The sequence below is a fragment of the Acrocarpospora corrugata genome (assembly GCF_009687845.1).
Lineage (GTDB): Bacteria > Actinomycetota > Actinomycetes > Streptosporangiales > Streptosporangiaceae > Acrocarpospora > Acrocarpospora corrugata.
On sequence record NZ_BLAD01000064.1, the window covers coordinates 1 to 16,506 of the forward strand.

Annotated in this window: 16 protein-coding genes; 13 read left to right on the forward strand and 3 right to left on the reverse strand. The window is 70.7% G+C overall.

The window, feature by feature from the left end:
- Window positions 1-188: 188 nt before the first annotated feature.
- The gene (ychF, locus tag Acor_RS25105) at window positions 189-1,265 is read left to right on the forward strand and encodes a redox-regulated ATPase YchF (protein WP_155339199.1); all 1,077 of its coding nucleotides are present in this window, start codon (window positions 189-191) and stop codon (window positions 1,263-1,265) included.
- Between the two features lie 6 nt (window positions 1,266-1,271).
- On the opposite strand, the gene Acor_RS45565 is transcribed toward ychF, so the two are convergent.
- Window positions 1,272-1,499 carry an MFS transporter gene (locus tag Acor_RS45565; protein ID WP_281353259.1) on the reverse strand — a complete coding sequence of 76 codons (228 nt, stop codon included), beginning with the start codon at window positions 1,497-1,499 and terminating at the stop codon, window positions 1,272-1,274.
- Between the two features lie 20 nt (window positions 1,500-1,519).
- Complete coding sequence (locus Acor_RS25110) at window positions 1,520-2,467, reverse strand: MFS transporter (protein ID WP_218034472.1); 948 nt, start codon at window positions 2,465-2,467, stop codon at window positions 1,520-1,522.
- A 238-nt stretch (window positions 2,468-2,705) separates the two neighbouring features.
- Here Acor_RS25110 and Acor_RS25115 point away from each other — a divergent pair, with 238 nt between their 5' ends.
- The 10 genes from Acor_RS25115 (at window position 2,706) to Acor_RS25160 (ending at window position 14,209) form a co-directional block, all read left to right on the forward strand.
- Window positions 2,706-3,164 carry a hypothetical protein gene (locus tag Acor_RS25115; RefSeq protein WP_155339200.1) on the forward strand — a complete coding sequence of 153 codons (459 nt, stop codon included), beginning with the start codon at window positions 2,706-2,708 and terminating at the stop codon, window positions 3,162-3,164.
- The gene (locus Acor_RS25120; protein WP_155339201.1) at window positions 3,161-3,532 is read left to right on the forward strand and encodes a hypothetical protein; all 372 of its coding nucleotides are present in this window, start codon (window positions 3,161-3,163) and stop codon (window positions 3,530-3,532) included. Before Acor_RS25115 ends, Acor_RS25120 begins: the two co-directional genes overlap by 4 nt.
- A 317-nt stretch (window positions 3,533-3,849) precedes the next feature.
- A complete protein-coding gene (locus Acor_RS25125) occupies window positions 3,850-4,848 on the forward strand; it encodes a conjugal transfer protein (RefSeq protein ID WP_155339202.1) in 999 nt (332 codons plus the stop codon).
- A 51-nt stretch (window positions 4,849-4,899) separates the two neighbouring features.
- On the forward strand, window positions 4,900-5,214 hold the full coding sequence (locus tag Acor_RS25130) for an LptF/LptG family permease (RefSeq protein ID WP_155339283.1): 315 nt from the start codon (window positions 4,900-4,902) through the stop codon (window positions 5,212-5,214).
- Window positions 5,215-5,244: 30 nt separating this feature from the next.
- On the forward strand, window positions 5,245-7,206 hold the full coding sequence (locus Acor_RS25135) for a TcpE family conjugal transfer membrane protein (protein WP_155339203.1): 1,962 nt from the start codon (window positions 5,245-5,247) through the stop codon (window positions 7,204-7,206).
- Window positions 7,199-9,682: an ATP-binding protein gene (locus tag Acor_RS25140; protein ID WP_155339204.1), complete on the forward strand. Its 2,484-nt coding sequence runs from the start codon at window positions 7,199-7,201 to the stop codon at window positions 9,680-9,682. Before Acor_RS25135 ends, Acor_RS25140 begins: the two co-directional genes overlap by 8 nt.
- On the forward strand, window positions 9,679-11,988 hold the full coding sequence (locus tag Acor_RS25145; RefSeq protein WP_246239080.1) for a type IV secretion system protein: 2,310 nt from the start codon (window positions 9,679-9,681) through the stop codon (window positions 11,986-11,988). Before Acor_RS25140 ends, Acor_RS25145 begins: the two co-directional genes overlap by 4 nt.
- Window positions 11,989-11,990: 2 nt before the next feature.
- Window positions 11,991-12,626, forward strand: a complete 636-nt coding sequence (locus Acor_RS25150) for a hypothetical protein (RefSeq protein ID WP_155339206.1) — start codon at window positions 11,991-11,993, stop codon at window positions 12,624-12,626.
- A complete protein-coding gene (locus Acor_RS25155) occupies window positions 12,623-13,795 on the forward strand; it encodes a C40 family peptidase (protein WP_246239082.1) in 1,173 nt (390 codons plus the stop codon). Before Acor_RS25150 ends, Acor_RS25155 begins: the two co-directional genes overlap by 4 nt.
- Window positions 13,796-13,801: 6 nt before the next feature.
- Window positions 13,802-14,209, forward strand: a complete 408-nt coding sequence (locus Acor_RS25160; RefSeq protein ID WP_155339207.1) for a (deoxy)nucleoside triphosphate pyrophosphohydrolase — start codon at window positions 13,802-13,804, stop codon at window positions 14,207-14,209.
- Between the two features lie 128 nt (window positions 14,210-14,337).
- Here the strand turns inward: Acor_RS25160 and Acor_RS25165 are convergent, their stop codons facing one another.
- Entirely contained in the window at window positions 14,338-14,814 is a 477-nt protein-coding gene (locus Acor_RS25165) for a hypothetical protein (protein ID WP_155339208.1), read from the reverse strand.
- Between the two features lie 202 nt (window positions 14,815-15,016).
- On the opposite strand from Acor_RS25165, the gene Acor_RS25170 reads away from it, so the two are divergent.
- The gene (locus Acor_RS25170) at window positions 15,017-15,442 is read left to right on the forward strand and encodes a hypothetical protein (protein ID WP_155339209.1); all 426 of its coding nucleotides are present in this window, start codon (window positions 15,017-15,019) and stop codon (window positions 15,440-15,442) included.
- Window positions 15,443-15,532: 90 nt separating this feature from the next.
- Window positions 15,533-16,489: a hypothetical protein gene (locus Acor_RS25175; protein WP_155339210.1), complete on the forward strand. Its 957-nt coding sequence runs from the start codon at window positions 15,533-15,535 to the stop codon at window positions 16,487-16,489.
- The last annotated feature ends 17 nt before the right edge of the window (window positions 16,490-16,506 follow it).

Genomic DNA, 16,506 nt, shown 5'->3' on the forward strand with positions numbered 1-16,506 from the left:
TGCCTGGAACGCCCCGAAAGACACACCTCGTTACGGCGAATCGTCGAAGTCCCCTGCGCCTCGAACCGTGCCTGGGCCACCGTCACCGCCTTCCACCGCGCCGGCCAACGCTGTCCGAAGGGTTCCGATCACGTATTGCGCGGCGGACCGACCAGGATCTGTTTGTCCGGCCGGTAAACTCGGCTTCCGTGAGTTTGAGCATCGGGATCGTCGGCCTGCCCAATGTCGGCAAGTCCACCCTTTTCAACGCGCTGACCAAGAGCGCCAACGCCCTGGCGGCCAACTACCCGTTCGCCACCATCGAGCCCAACGTGGGGATCGTCGGCGTACCCGACGCACGTCTCGCCCAGCTCGCCACCATCCACAGCTCGGCCAGGATTCTGCCCGCCAAGGTGGAGTTCGTGGACATCGCCGGCCTGGTGAAAGGCGCTTCGGAAGGCCAGGGCCGGGGCAACCAGTTCCTCGCCAACATCCGCGAGACGGACGCCATCTGCCAGGTCATCCGGGTCTTCACCGACCCCGACGTGACCCACGTGGACGGCGACGTGGCCCCCGAGCGGGACATCGAGACGATCAACACCGAGCTCATCCTGGCCGACCTGCAGACCATCGAGAAGGCCGTGCCACGCCTCCAGAAGGAGGCCAGGACCAACAAGGACCGCAAGGCCGTCCTGGACGCCGCCGAGGCGGCCAGCAAGATCCTCGACGGCGGCACCACGCTGTACGCGTCGGGAATGGACCTGGCCGACCTGCGCGAGCTGCACCTGCTCACCGCCAAGCCGTTCCTCTACGTCTTCAACCTCGACGCCGACGAACTGGTCGACACCGACCTGCGGGCCAGGCTGGCGGCCATCGTCGCCCCCGCGGAGGCCGTCTTCCTGGACGCCAAGATCGAGTCCGAACTGGTGGAGCTCCCCGACGACGAGGCGCTGGAACTCCTCCAGTCCGTCGGCCAGGACGAGTCCGGCCTCTCCCAGCTGGCCCGCGTCGGCTTCGAGACCCTCGGCCTGCAGACCTACCTGACCGCCGGCCCGAAGGAGACCAGGGCCTGGACGATCAAGAAGGGCTCCACCGCCCCCGAGGCCGCCGGCGTCATCCACACCGACTTCCAGCGCGGCTTCATCAAGGCCGAAGTGATCTCCTTCGACGAACTGATGGAGGCCGGCTCGGTCGCCGCCGCCCGCTCCGCCGGCAAGGCCAGGATCGAGGGCAAGGAGTACGTCATGCGCGACGGCGACGTGGTCGAGTTCCGGTTCAACGTCTAATCGGGGCTAAGCACGCAGCGGACGCCAGGCGATCGCGGTGACCACGGTCATGGCGGCGGCTGCCGCCCAGAACGGGGTGGTGATCGTCCCGGTCTGGGCGAGTGCGCCGCCGAGGAGTGAGCCGGCCGCGGCGCCGCTCACCTGGATGAGGGCGTAGACGCTGCCGACGCGTCCGCGTAGTTCGTCCGGCACCGCCTGCTGGAACCGGGTGGCCACGATGATCCCCCAGTTCACGCTGTGCGCGCCGAAGACGGTCAGGACGGCCGCCGCGACCAGCGGGTGCGTGGTGGCGCCGCGAGGACGGCGTGCGTGCCGATCTCGACGATGAGGCCGCCGCGCAGGAGTGCCGTGCTTCCGAAGCGGGCGCTCAGTCGTGGGGCGAGCATGCTGCCCGCCAGTCCGCCGACGCCGAAAGCGGTGAGCAGGAGGCCGTAGCCGACCTCGGTCAGTCCCAGCCGCTGCTGGGCGTTCAGGGCGAAGATCGCGAACGGTGCGCAGAAGGCCACGTTGGCCACGCCCATGGTCACCGCGAGCGTGCGCAGCGGCCGATGCCGCCACAGCCAGCGGATCCCCGCCGCGATGTCCGCGCGCACGCTGCCGCCGACGGCGGCGGGTCTGGCCGGAGTGACGCGGATGGCCGAGGTCAGCGCGGCCGCGAGGAGGAAGGTCAGCGCGTCGGCCGCGAACGGCAGGGCCGCGCCGGCGGCGAACAGCCAGCCGCCCAGCGGTTTGGACAGCAGCTGGTTGCCCAGGACGGTGGTGGCCGTCAGCCGGGAGTTGGCCGTGGTCAGCTGCTCGGGCGCGACGGTGGCGGGCAGCAGTGCGGAGAAGGCCGTGTCGGCGAGGGTCTCACCGGTGCCGAGCAGGAAGAACACGACGTAGATGAGCGGGATGGAGGCGGTCGAGGTGGCGACCGCGGCGGCCAGGACCGCCAGGGCCAGCCCGCGCAGGACGTTGACGACGATGATCAGATGACGGCGGTTGAGACGGTCGACGTACACGCCGCTGATCAGGGAGATGATCAGCCAGGGCAGTTGCTGGGCGAAGGCGGCTCCGGCGACGAGCGCCGGCTCGCTGGTCAGGGAGGCGACGAGTAGCGGTCCGGCCGCCATGGTGATGCCGTCGCCGACGTTGGACACCGCCGAGGCGGTCCACAGCTTGGAGAAGGCCGCGCCGAGCCGCGCGGACATGAGGGCACGCAAAGGAGAGCTCCTCAGTGAGGAATCGGTCAGGGGATCGGAGACCGGTTCGATTCGAGGAGCGTCGACCTGCTGCTTAGCGGGCGCGCCCTCGCGTCGAAACGGTGACCGTGACCTTGCTCTGCTGCACCACTACCTCCAGGCTCGGACCAATATCACCGAGAGGCTAACCCAAGAGCCTCCGCAGTCGTCTGATCACTTTCTGTTACGGTCGGGCAGGTCGGACACGGAGGAGGTAACGGTGAAGGTTTGGGTACGGGCGGCCGTGGTCGTCGCAGCCGGATGGGCGGTGGCGTGGAGCGTTCCCGCGGCCTGGGCCGGGCCTGAGCCCACGCCGAGTTCCCTGCCCACGCCGAGTTCCCTGCCCGCGCCGAGTTCCCTGCCCGCGCCGAGCTCCCAGCTCGCCCGGCTGGTCGGCGCCGATCTGGGGAGCCTGCTCAGCACGCTGCCGAGCATTCTGTGCGGCATCCGGCTGATCAACTACAACTCGCCGACCGTCAACTCGCCGGTGCGCTGCGTCAACGGCCCGGTGAACAGCGGCAACTCCTTCGACAGCGGCAACTACTTCAGCCACGGCAACCCGGTGAACAGTGGGAACTTCTCCAACACCAACGGGTCCACCAACAGCAGTAACTTGTCGAACAGCGGAAACGTCGCCAACGGCCGTCAGCGGAACACCGTCGGGCAGGTCGCGAAATGATGATCACGATGCTGGTCGCCGCCCTGGCCATCGCCCCGATCGCCGTTCCGCTGGGGGGATGCAACCCGACTGGCTGCGGCAACGTCAACAGCAGCGGCGACACCCTCGACGCCGGCAACGTCAACAGCAGCGGCGACACCCTCGACACCGGCAACACCAACAGCAGCGGCAACTACGTCAACGAGTCGGTCAGCGTCAACAGCGGCAATTTCGCCAACGCCAACGGCGCCGCCAACAGCACCAACAGCACCTCGTTCAGCTCGAACTACGCCGACGGCCACCAGCGCATCGTCGTCGTCCAGCGCGCCTGCAAGGGGAGATGCTCCCACCACCGGAGATGCTGCCACCGGCTGATGCATCGTCGTTGATCGTAGGATCTATCCGGACCTGGGCGAAATCCCGGGTAGGAGTCTCAGGACGGTTTGGATAGCTCTCGCTGACCGGTTGGTAATAGTACGGGCCGCTGGCCTGCTAAGACGCCGTTTCGTAGTCGTACCTACCGGTACGGCCACTCTCCGTCTCATGCAGACTCGGTTTGGCCGGTTACTTGGATGCGTACAGCATGGGCGTGGCTTTCCTGGAACAATTGGCGGGACCGCTAGGGTGAATACTTCAACGTGGATAACCGGATCGAGAGTAAGAAGACACCGCGCCAGCCGGGGGGATCGGCGCGAGCGGAGGCGTGATGGCTCGCAGGTCAACCGTCCAGCAGGATCCTCGGATCGCTGGCGACCCCGAGTCGTACCCGTTGCCTGATCTCGACTCGGCGCCGGTGCGGCGTCGGGGCTGGAGTGGTGGCGGGGGCCGCTGGCTCGTGTGGGTGGGGCGGGCCGTCCTCTGGGCGCTCATCGTCGTGATCGTGGTCAACGGGGTGCGGGCGCCGTTCGAGCGGTTCACCCAGGACCAGAACGCGCAGACGCCGGTCACGCCGGAGAACTCCGGGTTCCCGGTCCAGGAGGCCGCCGGATTCGCCAATCAATTCGCCGCGGTCTATTTAAATTTCGACGCGACCAATCCGGAGCAGCGCGATGAAAGGCTCACCGCTTTTCTCGCCCCCGGGGTCGAGCGTCGTTTCGGCTGGAATGGCTACGGCCGGATGTCGGCCGGCGCCGTTCAATTCCAGAGCATTGACGTGGCCGCCGACAACGAGAACGCCACGGTGGTGGTGAGTTTCCAGTCCGGCAGCAAACGATGGCTGCTCTCGGTGCCGGTCTACCACTCGGGCGATCGTTTCGTGGTGTCCGGCCGCCCCGCGCTGCTGCCCGCCCCCGCGGTGGCCGACCTGCCCGCGGTGGCCAACCTGGACCGGGACAACAACCTGGAGGACCAGCTCCGCCCGACGCTGGAGGGCTTCTTCAAGGCGTACGCGTCGGGTAACGCGGCGGAGCTGCGGCTCTACGCCACCGACGGCGCCCTCATCGAGGGCCTCGGCGGCGCCTTCACGCTGGCCCAGCTCACCGATGTGATCGTGCCCGTGGGCGGGGAGGCGAGCCGGAGCATCACGGCGGTGGTCGTGTGGGCGGTGCCGGCCCCGCCGGTGGCGGCCGTGCCGAGCGCCGACCCGGCGGCGGACCCGGCCGCGCAACCGGCCGGCCTGGAGCAGGCCTACCAACTCTCCATGGAGCGGCAGGGCGAGAAGTGGCTCGTCGGGCGGATCCAGGGCGCGGGCCGGTCCGTGGGGTAACACATGGCCGACCGCGATGTCGCTGATCCACACCCCCCGGGAGGGCGAGAAATGATTGTGCACACGATTCTGGAGAGCGCCGTGACCAGCCAGCTGGGCGGCGCCGAACTCATTGCCTTCACGCCGACCCCGGCGCCGAACCAGGGCATCAACACGGAGGGCCTGGCCGAATTCCTGCGCCGGTTCTTCGGTCCTTTGTTCCTGGTGATCGTCTCGGTGGTCGCGCTCTTCTTCCTCTTCACCCGGGAGATCACGCGGTTCGTCCAGTTCATCATTCTGGCGATCGCGATCGGCGTGATCTTCTACGTGCCGAACATCATCGAGGTGACGGCGAAGGCCATCGCGGGGGCGCTTGGCATCCAGTGATCCTGGGCACGCTGGGAGAGGAGGAATCGGGTGGACCTACCTACATACACCAATATTTGGCGAATTGAGAAGCGGCTCTACAAGCTGTACGACCTTCGGCTGCCTACGCCGCTGCCCATCGTCTGGATCGGTGTCTTCATCGGCGTGAGCGCGCCGTGGTGGGTCTTCCTGCGCCTGGTCGGCCTCCCGTTCGAGGCGCCGTGGCACGTGGTCTACCTGGTGCCGCCCGGCGTGGTCACCTGGCTGTCGACCCGCCCGGTGATCGAGGGCAAGCGGCTGACCGAGCTGCTCCAGTCGCAGAGCCGGTATCTGGCCGAGCCGCGCACCTGGTGCCGCCTGGCCCCCGTGTCGGAGCCCGGCGAAGTCGTGTTCCACGGCCGGGTGTGGCGCGCGTCCCGCCGGGCCGCCGCACGCCGGGCCGCCCGCCAGGCCCAGCCCGCCGTGACGTTCGCGCGCGCTGAGACGCCAGCCAAGGTCTCCGTCAAGCTGCCCGCCAAGCCGAAGGCCCCTGAGCCGCTGAGGCGCCGGACCCCCGGCACCGTGCTCCCCGCCGTCGCTGCGGCGGCCGCCGCGATCCCGGCCGAGCCCACCCTGGCCCCGCCGGTCGCCGAGCCGACCGTCCGTCCCTCCTGGGGTACGGCTACCGCGAAGGCCCCGGCCATCCCGGTCTTCGTGCAACCAGAGCAGCAGCGCAAGCCGGAACCGAGGAAGACCGAGCCGGTGGCCGAGACCACCGCTCCGCCGATCGGCCCGGACGCCCTGCGCCGCCTCCGCCGCCTGGCCGCCGCCTCCACCGACGCCGGCCCCAAAAACGGGCCCGAGCCCAAGATCGAGTCCAAGCCCGAGCCGAGGCCGGAAGCCAGGCCCGAACCCAGGCCGGACAGGCCGGACAGGCCCCGGCCCGAGCCGGTCCCCGTCGTGGACCCCGCGAAGGAGCAGCACCGCCGGGGCCAGCCGCCACGACCCCCCATCCCCAGGCCGGAACCCGCACGGCAGGTCTCCATCCGGGCGGTCCCGGCATTATCCGGTCAGCCCGCCGCCCCCGTCCCCATTCCCCGCCCCGAAGCCAAACCCCCGGAAGAGCCCAAGGTCCGCCGCGTCGAGTCCGTCGTCGGCCGCGACCCGAACGGCGGCTGGCGGCGGATCGCGCAGGTCGTGGTGGGCAGCGGCGGCAGCCGTACCGACGGGACGGAGAACGATGAGGCGCGGGTGCGCACGCCGATCTCCGGCAGTCGCCGGGTGGTCGTGCTGGGCTGCACCGGCGGGGCCGGGCAGAGCACGACGGCGCTGCTGCTGGGCCACACCCTGGCCCGGCACCGCGACGACGGCGTGCTCGCCGTGGACGCCAACACCGGCGACCACACCCTGACGACCCGGATCCGCGCCGAGTCGCCGGAGACGCTGAGCTCCTTCCTGGCCGTGATCGACCAGGTCGGCACCAGGGTCGCCGCGTACACCAGCCGGTGCGAGTCCGGTCTGGACGTGCTGGCCGCCGACACCGACGAGGGCGCGGAGCAGCGCATCTTGGACCGGGCGGCCTTCTCCGACCAGCGGATCGCGCGGGCCATGCGGCTGCTCGACCAGCAGTACCGGGTGATCGTGATGGATCCGGCGGCGGCGCTGGCCGCGCGGCTGCTGCCGTACGCCGACCAGCTGGTGCTGGTGGCGCCGGCCAGCGCGGACGCGCCGGACGCGGTGGCCATGACGTACGAGTGGCTGGACGGGCACGGCTGCGCGGATCTGCGGCGACGGGCGGTCATGGTGGTGAACGGTGTGAGCCGGCGCAGCCTGGTGGATGTGGAGCGGGCCGAGGCGGTGGCGCGGGGCAGGTGCCGGGCCATCGTGCGGGTGCCGTGGGAGGACCAGCTGGCGGAGTCGGGCCCGGTGGATCTCGGCGATCTCCGCGCCGGTGGCCGCCGGGCGTATGTCGCGTTGGCCGGAGTGGTCGCGAGCGGGCTGACCACGGCGAGAGGGGAGAGCATCGTTGGCTAGGGGGTCCCGGACGCGAAGCCGTCTGGCGGTGCGGTACTTCGACGACCGTGTGCTGCTCACCGATTCTTCGGCGTGGGCCTACTTCCGGCTGCCGACGGTCAGCTACGAGTTCATCACGCCCGAGGAGCGCGAGTCGCTCGCCACCAACGTGACGATCGCGCTGGCCACCATCCGGATGCCGGACGCCGAGGTGCACCTGCGGGTGGCGCACCGGACCTACCCGGCCGCCGAATGGGCGATGGCGCTCAACGCGACCTCGGACGAGGGTCCTGGCTGGCGCGACTACCTGGAGGAGATGTACCGGCACGTCTGGGCGAAGGACTTCTGGTCCAAGGAGGTCTACCTGGGGGTGCGGCTCGGGCCGCGCGGCGCGCAGCTCGGCAACGGCGTGCTGGCCCAGCTGTTCGGCTTCTACCAGCGTTCGGAGAAGACGCTCGGGCTGGACGACGACCACGTGCCCGAGCGTGAGGTGACCAAATGGACCGAGTCGGCCGAACGGCTCGGCCGCGCGCTGGCCTCCAGCGCGCTGTATGCCCGGCACGCCACCTCGGTCGAGATCGCCTGGCTGTTCCAGCACGCCGCCTCCGGCGCGCTCGGCGACCCGCCGCCGTCGGCCAGCCCGCGCAGAAGGTGGGGCCAGGGCGAGATCGAGTCCCTGGTCGAGGGCCAGATCCACAACGGCAGGTCGCTGCTGCGGATCGAGCAGCCGACCGGCGACTCCTTCACCGCGCACCTGTCCTTCGCCCGCTTCCCCGACCTGATGCCGTTCCCCGACGGCGAGCCGTGGATGCACTTCGGCGACCAGTTGCCGTTCCCGGTGGAGATCTCCAGCCGGATGCGGCTGATCTCGCCGGTCCGGGCCAGCAAGGACGTCGCCCGCAAGCTGGCGCACGCCCGCGACATGGACATCCACATCAGGGAGGCGGGCGCGGAGGCACCGCTGGCGCTGGCCGAGCAGATCGACGCCGCCCGGATGCTGGAGCACGGCATCACCAAGGAGCGCCTGCCGTTCGTGTACGGCTGGCACCGGATGAGCGTCAGCGCCCCCACCGAGGAGATGTGCGTGCAGCGCGTCGAGGCGGTCGTGGAGCACTACCGCGACCTGGGCATCGACGTGGTCAACTCGACCGGCGACCAGTTCTCGCTGTTCTGCGAGGCGCTGCCGGGGGAGAAGGTCCGGGTCAACGCGTACGCGCAGCGGCAGCCGCTGCGGACGATCGCGGGCGGGATGGCGCACGCGACCGTGGACCTGGGGGACCGCAGGGACGACGGCAACGCCGGCTGGCTCGGGCCGTACATCGGGGAGACGCTGGGGCGGGCGCGCAGCATCGTGCACTTCGACCCGCTGGTGGCGGCGACCAGGAACCGGCCGACGGCGATCGCGATCACCGGCGAGCCGGGCGGCGGCAAGACCACGCTGGCGCTGCTGCTGATCTACCAGATGGCGTTGCGCGGGGTCACGGTGGCTGTGATCGACCCGAAGGGAGACGCGTCGTCGCTGGTGGAGCTGCTGCACCAGCGCGGGCGGCGGGCCAGGACGATCCCGCTCATGTCGGCCGCGCCGGGCCTGCTGGACCCGTTCTCGTTCGGCGACGACATCGCGGCCAAGAAGACGATGGCCACCGAGACGCTGCGGCTGCTGCTGCCGCGCATGTCGGAGGAGCGCGAGTCGGCCATGATCCAGGCGGTCGCGGCGGTCGCCAACCAGCCGGATCCTTCGCTCGGCAAGGTGGTCGACCACCTGGAGCGGACCGAGGACGCGGCCTCCAAGAACCTGGGCGCGGTGCTGCGCTCGATGTCGGACATGCGGCTGGCCCGGCTCTGCTTCGACCGCTCCGGCGGCGAGCAGATCGACACCGAGGGCTGGACCACCGTGTTCACCCTCGGCGGCCTGACCCTGCCGGACGTGGCCACCGGCCGCGACGACTACTCCTACGAGCAGCGGCTGTCGGTGGCGCTGCTCTATCTGGTCTCCCAGTTCGCCCGGCGGCTCATGAACGGGCTGGACCGGCGGACCCCCAAAGTGATCTTCCTGGACGAGGCGTGGGCGATCACGTCCACGCCGGAGGGCGCCAAGCTGGTGCCCGAGGTGTCGAGGATGGGGCGGTCCCGTAACACCGCGCTCGTCCTGGTCTCGCAGAACGCGGGCGACCTGCTGAACGAGCAGGTCACCAACTGCCTGTCCTCGGTGTTCGCGTTCCGCTCGACCGAGCGGGTCGAGGTCGAGCACGTGCTGGAGTTGCTGGGTGTGGATCCGTCCGAGGAGCACAAGGCCGTGCTGCGGTCCCTCGGCAACGGCGAGTGCATCTTCCGTGATCTGGACGGCCGGGCCGGCCGGATCGGGGTGGACCTAATCTCGCCTGAGCTGCTGCGCTGGCTCGATACGAATCCGACGCACGACAAACCCGGTGAGAACATGCATGATCTTCAAGGGGGATCCAGCAGGTCGGGGGTCGCGCAGGAGGTGCGGTCGTGAAGTTTGTCCGCCGGTTAGCGCTGGTGCTGGTGGCTCTGGTCACCGTTCTCAGTCTTCCGTTGGTCTTCGGAGCATCCAATACGGCCAGCGCCGACGGGATCTGTGACCTGTCCTCGTCGCTGGCCCCGGAGATGGTCGGCGGCGGCGTCGACGGGTTGGTCAAACCGCCCCCGCCGGACGTCGGCGACACCGGCGCGGCGGCCGGCGCGGGCGTCGGCGCGGGCACCCCGGTCGAGGTCGCCCCCGACCAGGAACTCACCAACTACGCCAGGTACGGCATGGCCGGCCAGTTCTGGCACACCTACGGCCTCGGCTGCTCCGACGTGGCCGCGGTCCTCGGCAACGCCTGGGCCAGCACGATCTTCTCCTGGGCCAAGGCGGTGGACCGGCTCACCATCACCACCTACGAGGCGGCCGCCACCGAGGGCCCGCTGCTGCCGATCAAGAACGTGGTCGACGACATGGTCGTCAACCTCGCCGACGCGATGTACTGGCCGTTCCTCCGGCCGATAGTGATCATCGCCGCGATCTGGCTGGCCTGGTACGGCCTGCTGCGCAAACGCGCCACCACCACCACCGAGGGCGTCATCTGGATGGTCCTGGCGGTCACCGTGGCCACCTGGTTCTTCAGCCGCCCGCAGGACCTGACCGGCGTCGGCAAGACCATCACCGACAAGACCGGCGAGATCGTCAACTCGGCCTTCTCCGGCCTGCCCGGCGCGGGCGGCGCGTCCTGCCTGCCACCGAAGGGCACCGAGGGCGCCCGCCCGACCACCGGCGGGTACGGCCAGCCCGGCACCCCCGGCGTGACCCAGAACGCCGACGCGCTCTGGTCGACCCTGGTCTGCAAGCCATGGCTGATGGGCGAGTTCGGGACCGCCGACCCGAACGCCCCGATCGTGGCCACCTTCGCGCCGAAGCTGCTCGACATCCAGGCCATCGACGCGGCCGAGCAGCAGGGCCAGCAGGCCCCCGGCAGCGAGGTCCACCAGAAGCGGTTCGAAGAGGAGATCGCCAAGCCGCTGGAGGGCACCCCGGCCTTCTTCCTGTTCCAGGGCAAGGACTGGACCAGCCGCCTGGGGGTGGCGATCGGCGCGTTCATCGCCGCCATGGTGGCCGGAGTGCTGATCTTCCTGGTCTCGGTCTCGCTGCTGGTCCTCAAGATCGGCTTCCTGCTGCTGCTCATCCTCGGCCCGGTCTTCCTGCTCATCGGCGTGCATCCGGGGGCCGGCCGGATCATCGCGATGCGCTGGGTGGAGATGCTGGTCGGCACCCTGCTCAGGCAGGCGGTGCTGGCCCTCGTGCTGGGCGTCCTGGTGTACGGCTACGCGCTGATCATCTCGACGCCGCTGCCGTGGGGCATGCAGATCATGTTCATGGCGCTGCTGACGCTGGCGGTGTTCTTCTACCGGCGTCCGTTCCAGCATCTGTTCTCCACCATGAGCGGGCACACGCTCACCACCCGGATGCTCGGCGAGGCGGCCAGTTCGTCGGTGCTCGAGCGCTCCCGCGGGGTGCTGCCGCCGGTGGCCTCGGCCCGGCTGGGCCGCTGGGGGCTGCGCAAGGCGGAGCCCGTCATCGGGGCCGCCTCCATGGCGGCCGGGGCCGGCGCGGCGGGCGCCGCCGCGTCGGGGGTGGCGCAGGGCCGGGTGCGCGGCGAGGAGAAGGTCGGCGGCGTCGGAGTCCGGGCGACCGGGCAGCCCGCGCCGCTGGAAACCGACCCACGCAAGAAGGCGGGGGCGCCCTCGCCTCGGCCGGGTTCCGCGCCTCCGCTCAATCTGCGCCCGCCGGCCGGGGGGCGTCCGCCGGTCACCGGCCCGCGCCGGTCGGGTGGACCGGTTCCGTCCGCGTCGGGCAGCGCTCCGAGTTCGTCCTCCGGCGGTTCGTCGTCGGGCGGCTGGTTCGGCGGCCGTTCCGGCGGTTGGGCGTCCCGGCCATCGGCTGCTTCCCGGGGCACTTCCCGCTCGGGCGGTCTGTTCGGTTCGGGCGGTTCGTCCCGTGGCTCGTCGGGTGGTTCGTCTCGTGGTTCCTCCTCGCGTGGATCCGGTGGCGGCTTCTTCGGCGGTGGCGGGGGTCTGTTCGGTGGTGGCGGTGGACGGCGGGAGAGTCCGCGGCCGGAGCGCCGCGCCGAGCCCAGCCGGTCGCCGCGCGCTGAGACGCCCAGGTCGCAGCCGCCGCGCGCCGAGTCCCCCAGGCAATCACGCTCGGACGCGCCGCCGCTGTGGCTGCCGAGCCGGGCCAAGAGCGCACGCGGCGGCGAGAACGCGCCGTTCTGGTTGAGGCCCCCCGACCGCGACAAGGATTGATCATGGAGGGAACGGACGGCCGGAGGCGACTCGTCTTCGTGGCCGTGGTCGTCGTGCTCGCCGCCATCGGCATCTATCTGACGATGCTCGGCGGCGGGGACGGCGAGAGCACCCCGGAGGCGGCCGCCACCCGCCGGAACGCGCCGGCGTCCACGGTCGTCCCGGTGCTGCCGAGCCAGGTGGCCAGCACGCCGTCGGGCGAGTTCGACGTGTACGCGTACCTGCCGCTCGGCCGGGACGAACTGGCCGCCGCCGCCGATCTGGCCCGGCGGTTCGTCGGCGCGTACGGCACCTACACCTACGCCGACCCGGTGGCCCGGGTGGACCGGGTGCGGCGGTTCGCGACCGCCGAGTTCGGCGACGAGCTGACCAGGAGCCTGACCGCGCCCGCGCTGACCCAGCACGACAGCACCGAGCAGACCGTCTCGGACGGTTCGGCCAAGGTGACCTCGATCCGGGACATGACCGTGGGCTCGGTGGTCTTCGTGGTCGACTCCATCCAGCGGATCACCAGCACGGCCGGCGAGCGCGACCAGACCGACTCCTACGCCGTGACGGTGATGAAACTGGGCAGTGACTGGCGGGTGTACGACATGCAGCCCGCCGACGCCGGCCAGGACGGGGACACCTCCCCGTGAACGCGGCGACCCCCCAGGCCAAGAGCCGGCTCTCCTGGAAATGGGTGGCCGCGCTCCTCGCCGTGGCCCTGCCGATGACCCTGTTCGGGTCGATCGTGCTGATGACGCCGTTACCTGGCGCGCTGTTCGGCGGGGGCGGGGCCGACTGCGCGGTCGACGTCGGCGACCTGTCCGCGACGGCGAAGGAGGACATCCCGCCGGAGTACCTGGCCCTCTACAAGAAGCACGGCCAGGCCATCGGGGTCCAGTGGAACGTGCTGGCGGCGGTCGGCAAGCGGGAGACCGACCACGGGCGCTCCGACCTGCCAGGGGTCAAGACGGGCACCAACGAGGCGGGCGCGGCCGGGCCGATGCAGTTCCTGATCAGCACCTGGGGCGGCAGGGCGCAGATCCCGATCCCGTCGGAGTTCAACGGCTACGCCTCCGACGGCGACGACGACGGCATCGCCGACGTGTACAACCCGGCGGACGCCATCCTGGGCGCGGCCAAGATGCTCAAACGCAACGGCGCCCCCGACGACCTGCGCAAGGCCATCTTCGTCTACAACCGGGCGACCTGGTACGTGGACCAGGTCCTGGAGATCGCCGCCCGGTACGCCGCCTCCGGCCAGGTCGGCGTGCCGCCGGAGAACAACCCGGACTGCGACTTCACAGTGGCGGCGCCCAGCGAGATCGTGGCCAAGATCCTGGACTACGCGCTGGAGCAGCGCGGCAAGCCGTACCGGTGGGGTGGGACCGGGCCGGACGCGTACGACTGCTCGGGGATCATCTACATGGCCTACCGGAACGCGGGGCTGTCGATTCCGCGGACGACGTTCGGGCAGTGGCCGTTCGGGGAGAAGATCGAACCGGGTGACGAGCAGGCCGGGGATCTGGTGTTCTTCAACTCGGGGCCGGGGACGTCCGCCACCAATCCCGGGCATGTCGGAATGATCGTCTCGCCGGGGAAGATGATCGAGGCGCGGTGCACGCTGTGCGGACCCATCAAGGTCACGACATATCAGGATCGGATTGGGATCGTCGGATATACCCGGCCGTTGCAGAACCCGGACGTGCTTGAGCAGCTGAAACGGCTGCCGCTGGCGGCGGGGCCACCGGATGTTGGCGGGACGGTAAGCGCGAGTCAATCGCGTTGGTCCGGTCTGGCGAGGCGTCCGGGCGTACCCTAGGCAGGCATGGAGAAGATCGTTGTCGGTGCTGCGATCGTCGAGGGCGGGCGGCTGCTGGCCGCCCAGCGGGCCGAGCCGCCGGAGCTGATGGGCGGGTGGGAGCTTCCGGGCGGAAAGGTCGATCCGGGGGAGAACGAGCACGACGCCCTGGTCCGGGAGTGCGACGAGGAACTCGGCGTCAAGATCACGGTGGGGCGGCGGGTCGGTGGGGACTGGCCGCTGAGCGGGGGATACGTGCTGCGGGTCTGGCTGGCCGTGCTCGCGGCGGGGGTCCCGGAGGCGCGCGAGCATCTCGCGTTGCGGTGGCTGGAGCCGGGGGACTTCTACTCGGTGGCCTGGCTGCCCGCGGATCTGCCGATAGTTAAGGCGGTCCAAGATCTGCTCAAGGAGGGGTTGAGCTCCGACCTGGTGTGACATAACGCTTACGAAGCGTACATCGGGGGAGTTCGCGTGACGAAGTGGCGGCGACGGGGATATGTCCTGTCGATGGTGGGGGCGGGGGTCGTCGTGGCCGGCGGCTGCGCGGTGGCCGCCATCGCCGATCAGGGGCCGGAACCTTCGCCGTCTCCGCTCCCCACCTGCGGTCCGCTGGTCGCCGGCATGCACGCCTGGCCGTCGCCGACACCCACCCCCTGGGTGCCGATGCCACAGATCCCGCTGCCCGCCAGCCCGGCCCCGTTCAGATCGATGCTCCCGCCGAGCCCAGCCCCGGTCTGTACGCCTTCGCCGAGCGCCGGCCCGACCGTCGTACCGGCCGCCGAGCTCTCGATCGACCCCGCGGCCGACCCCGCGATCGGCTCCGCGCTCGACCCTGCCGACGTGCCCCCCGCCGACCCGACGCCCTGGCCAGAGCCCAGCCCGGCAATCGGTTTCCCGCCGAGCGCCGCACGCGCGCCGATGACGGGCTTCGAGGACTTCGACTCGGAAGTGTGGTCGCGGCGCTGGCCGCGCGAGGACCAGGGGTGGCCTTCGGCGCCACGCATGCCGCGCCCGGCGAGGCCCGAACCGCGGCTGCCCAAACCTCAGGTCCGCGAGCCGAAGGCGCACGCCGCGCCTGGCCAGCACACGCCCGACCCGCAGCAAACACCTGATCTTCACCAAGTGCCAGACTTTGGGCAGCGGCCCGAGCTTCACCAAACGCCCGACCTTGGGCAGAGGCCCCAGCTTCAGCAAATGCCTGAACTTCGGGAAACGCCTGCTCCGCGGCCTACGTCCGCCGCGGTGCGGCTTGCTCCCGTGCCGGTGGTGCCGCCCGTCAGCGTGCCCGGCACGGTGCAGGACGCCGCGGGCGCCGTCGCCCAGGTGGTTCCGCCGCCGGCCGCGATCGAGCCCGCCCTGCCGCAGGCCGGGATCACGCCCACGCTGCCGCCGGTGGAGTTGCCCAGCCTGCCGGACGCGACCCCGCTGATCACTTCGGTGCCGCTTCCGGAGGACCTTCAGGTTCCCGCGGGCATCCCGCTCATCGCGCCGTCGCCGACCCCGTCCGGTGCTCCGCCGCTGCTCGGCCCGCCGAACATGAAGCTGACCCAGGCCCCCGACACCATCGAGGGCTTCCCGGTCGCCGCTGCGGGGGTGGCGGGTCTGCTCGCGCTGCTGGCCCTGCAGATGCGGCTGACCCGTAAACCCCGCGAAAATGACCCCGAATGAGACTCCCTGGACGAAACATGCTTTGCCAGTCCTTTGCCCGACTAGTATTTCCTTGACCTAGAAAGTCGGGCGGCTACGGCGGAGGATGCGGTGATCGGACGCGCACGCAGGCGGGTTGCGTCCATAGTCGCCGCCACGCTGGCCTCCAGCGCGGTCGTGGTGATGATCGCGGCGGCGGCCAGCGCGGCCAACCCGGTCGAAGGCTGCCCGCCCGGTGAGACCTGTGACAGCGTCACCATCACGGTCACCAACGAACCCACCGGCGACGTCAGCGTTACCGTCACCCAGACCGTCACCCCGCCCCCGAGCGGCGCCGCTCCGAGCCCGACCGTGGAGCAGCCGCCCAGCAACACGGCGCCCGCCGTCCCGACCACGCAGCCGGTGCCGCCGGTGCTGCCCACCAGCGACCCGGTCATCCCGACCGAGACCGCGCAGGTGCCCGAGCCCGAGGTCTCCCTCCCGGCCGTCGGCGAGACCGCCGCGCCGACCCCGACGTCCGGCCCGGCCTTCGCCGAGCCGGACCCGGAGGCGGTGGCGATCGTCATTCGCAACGCCAATCCCGAGTTCGACCAGACCGGCCTCAGCCGCAAGCTGGCCGCCCCGGCCGCGCTGCTGGTGCTGCTCGCCCTGCTGGGCTGGCTGGTCTTCGAAGGCCGGCTGCGCCGGCTGGCGCACGCGGCGGCGCTCCGCCGCGGCATGATGCAGATGCCGATGCAGCAGCTCCCGATGGGGCACCCGATGGCCGGCGCCCAGATGATGCCGTATCCGGGGTATCCGCTCCAGCCGTACCAGGCACCGGTGGTGAGTTACGTGCCGGTGCCGTACCCGATGCCGTATCCGCAGCAGCCGTACGGGCAGCCGCCGGAGGCGCAGCAGTCGTATCCGCCGCCCGCGCAGGCGCCGGGGTACCCGCAGGGATACGTGATCGAGCGGACGATCGAGGAGCCGTTGCCGGGGGGACAGCAGGGCGGGACGGCGGTGTTCCCCATGCAGGCGGAGCCGCAGCCGGGCGAGCCGGAGGATCCGCGCCGCCGCAGGCCGTACTAGCCGCAAAACGAAGCGCC

Bases quoted from the DNA above. Each gene is read 5' to 3' on its own strand.
- Acor_RS25120 (WP_155339201.1), top strand. From the start codon at position 3,161: ATGATGATCACGATGCTGGTCGCCGCCCTGGCCATCGCCCCGATCGCC.
- Acor_RS25125 (WP_155339202.1), top strand. From the start codon at position 3,850: ATGGCTCGCAGGTCAACCGTCCAGCAGGATCCTCGGATCGCTGGCGAC.
- Acor_RS25130 (WP_155339283.1), top strand. From the start codon at position 4,900: ATGATTGTGCACACGATTCTGGAGAGCGCCGTGACCAGCCAGCTGGGC.
- Acor_RS25150 (WP_155339206.1), top strand. From the start codon at position 11,991: ATGGAGGGAACGGACGGCCGGAGGCGACTCGTCTTCGTGGCCGTGGTC.
- Acor_RS25160 (WP_155339207.1), top strand. From the start codon at position 13,802: ATGGAGAAGATCGTTGTCGGTGCTGCGATCGTCGAGGGCGGGCGGCTG.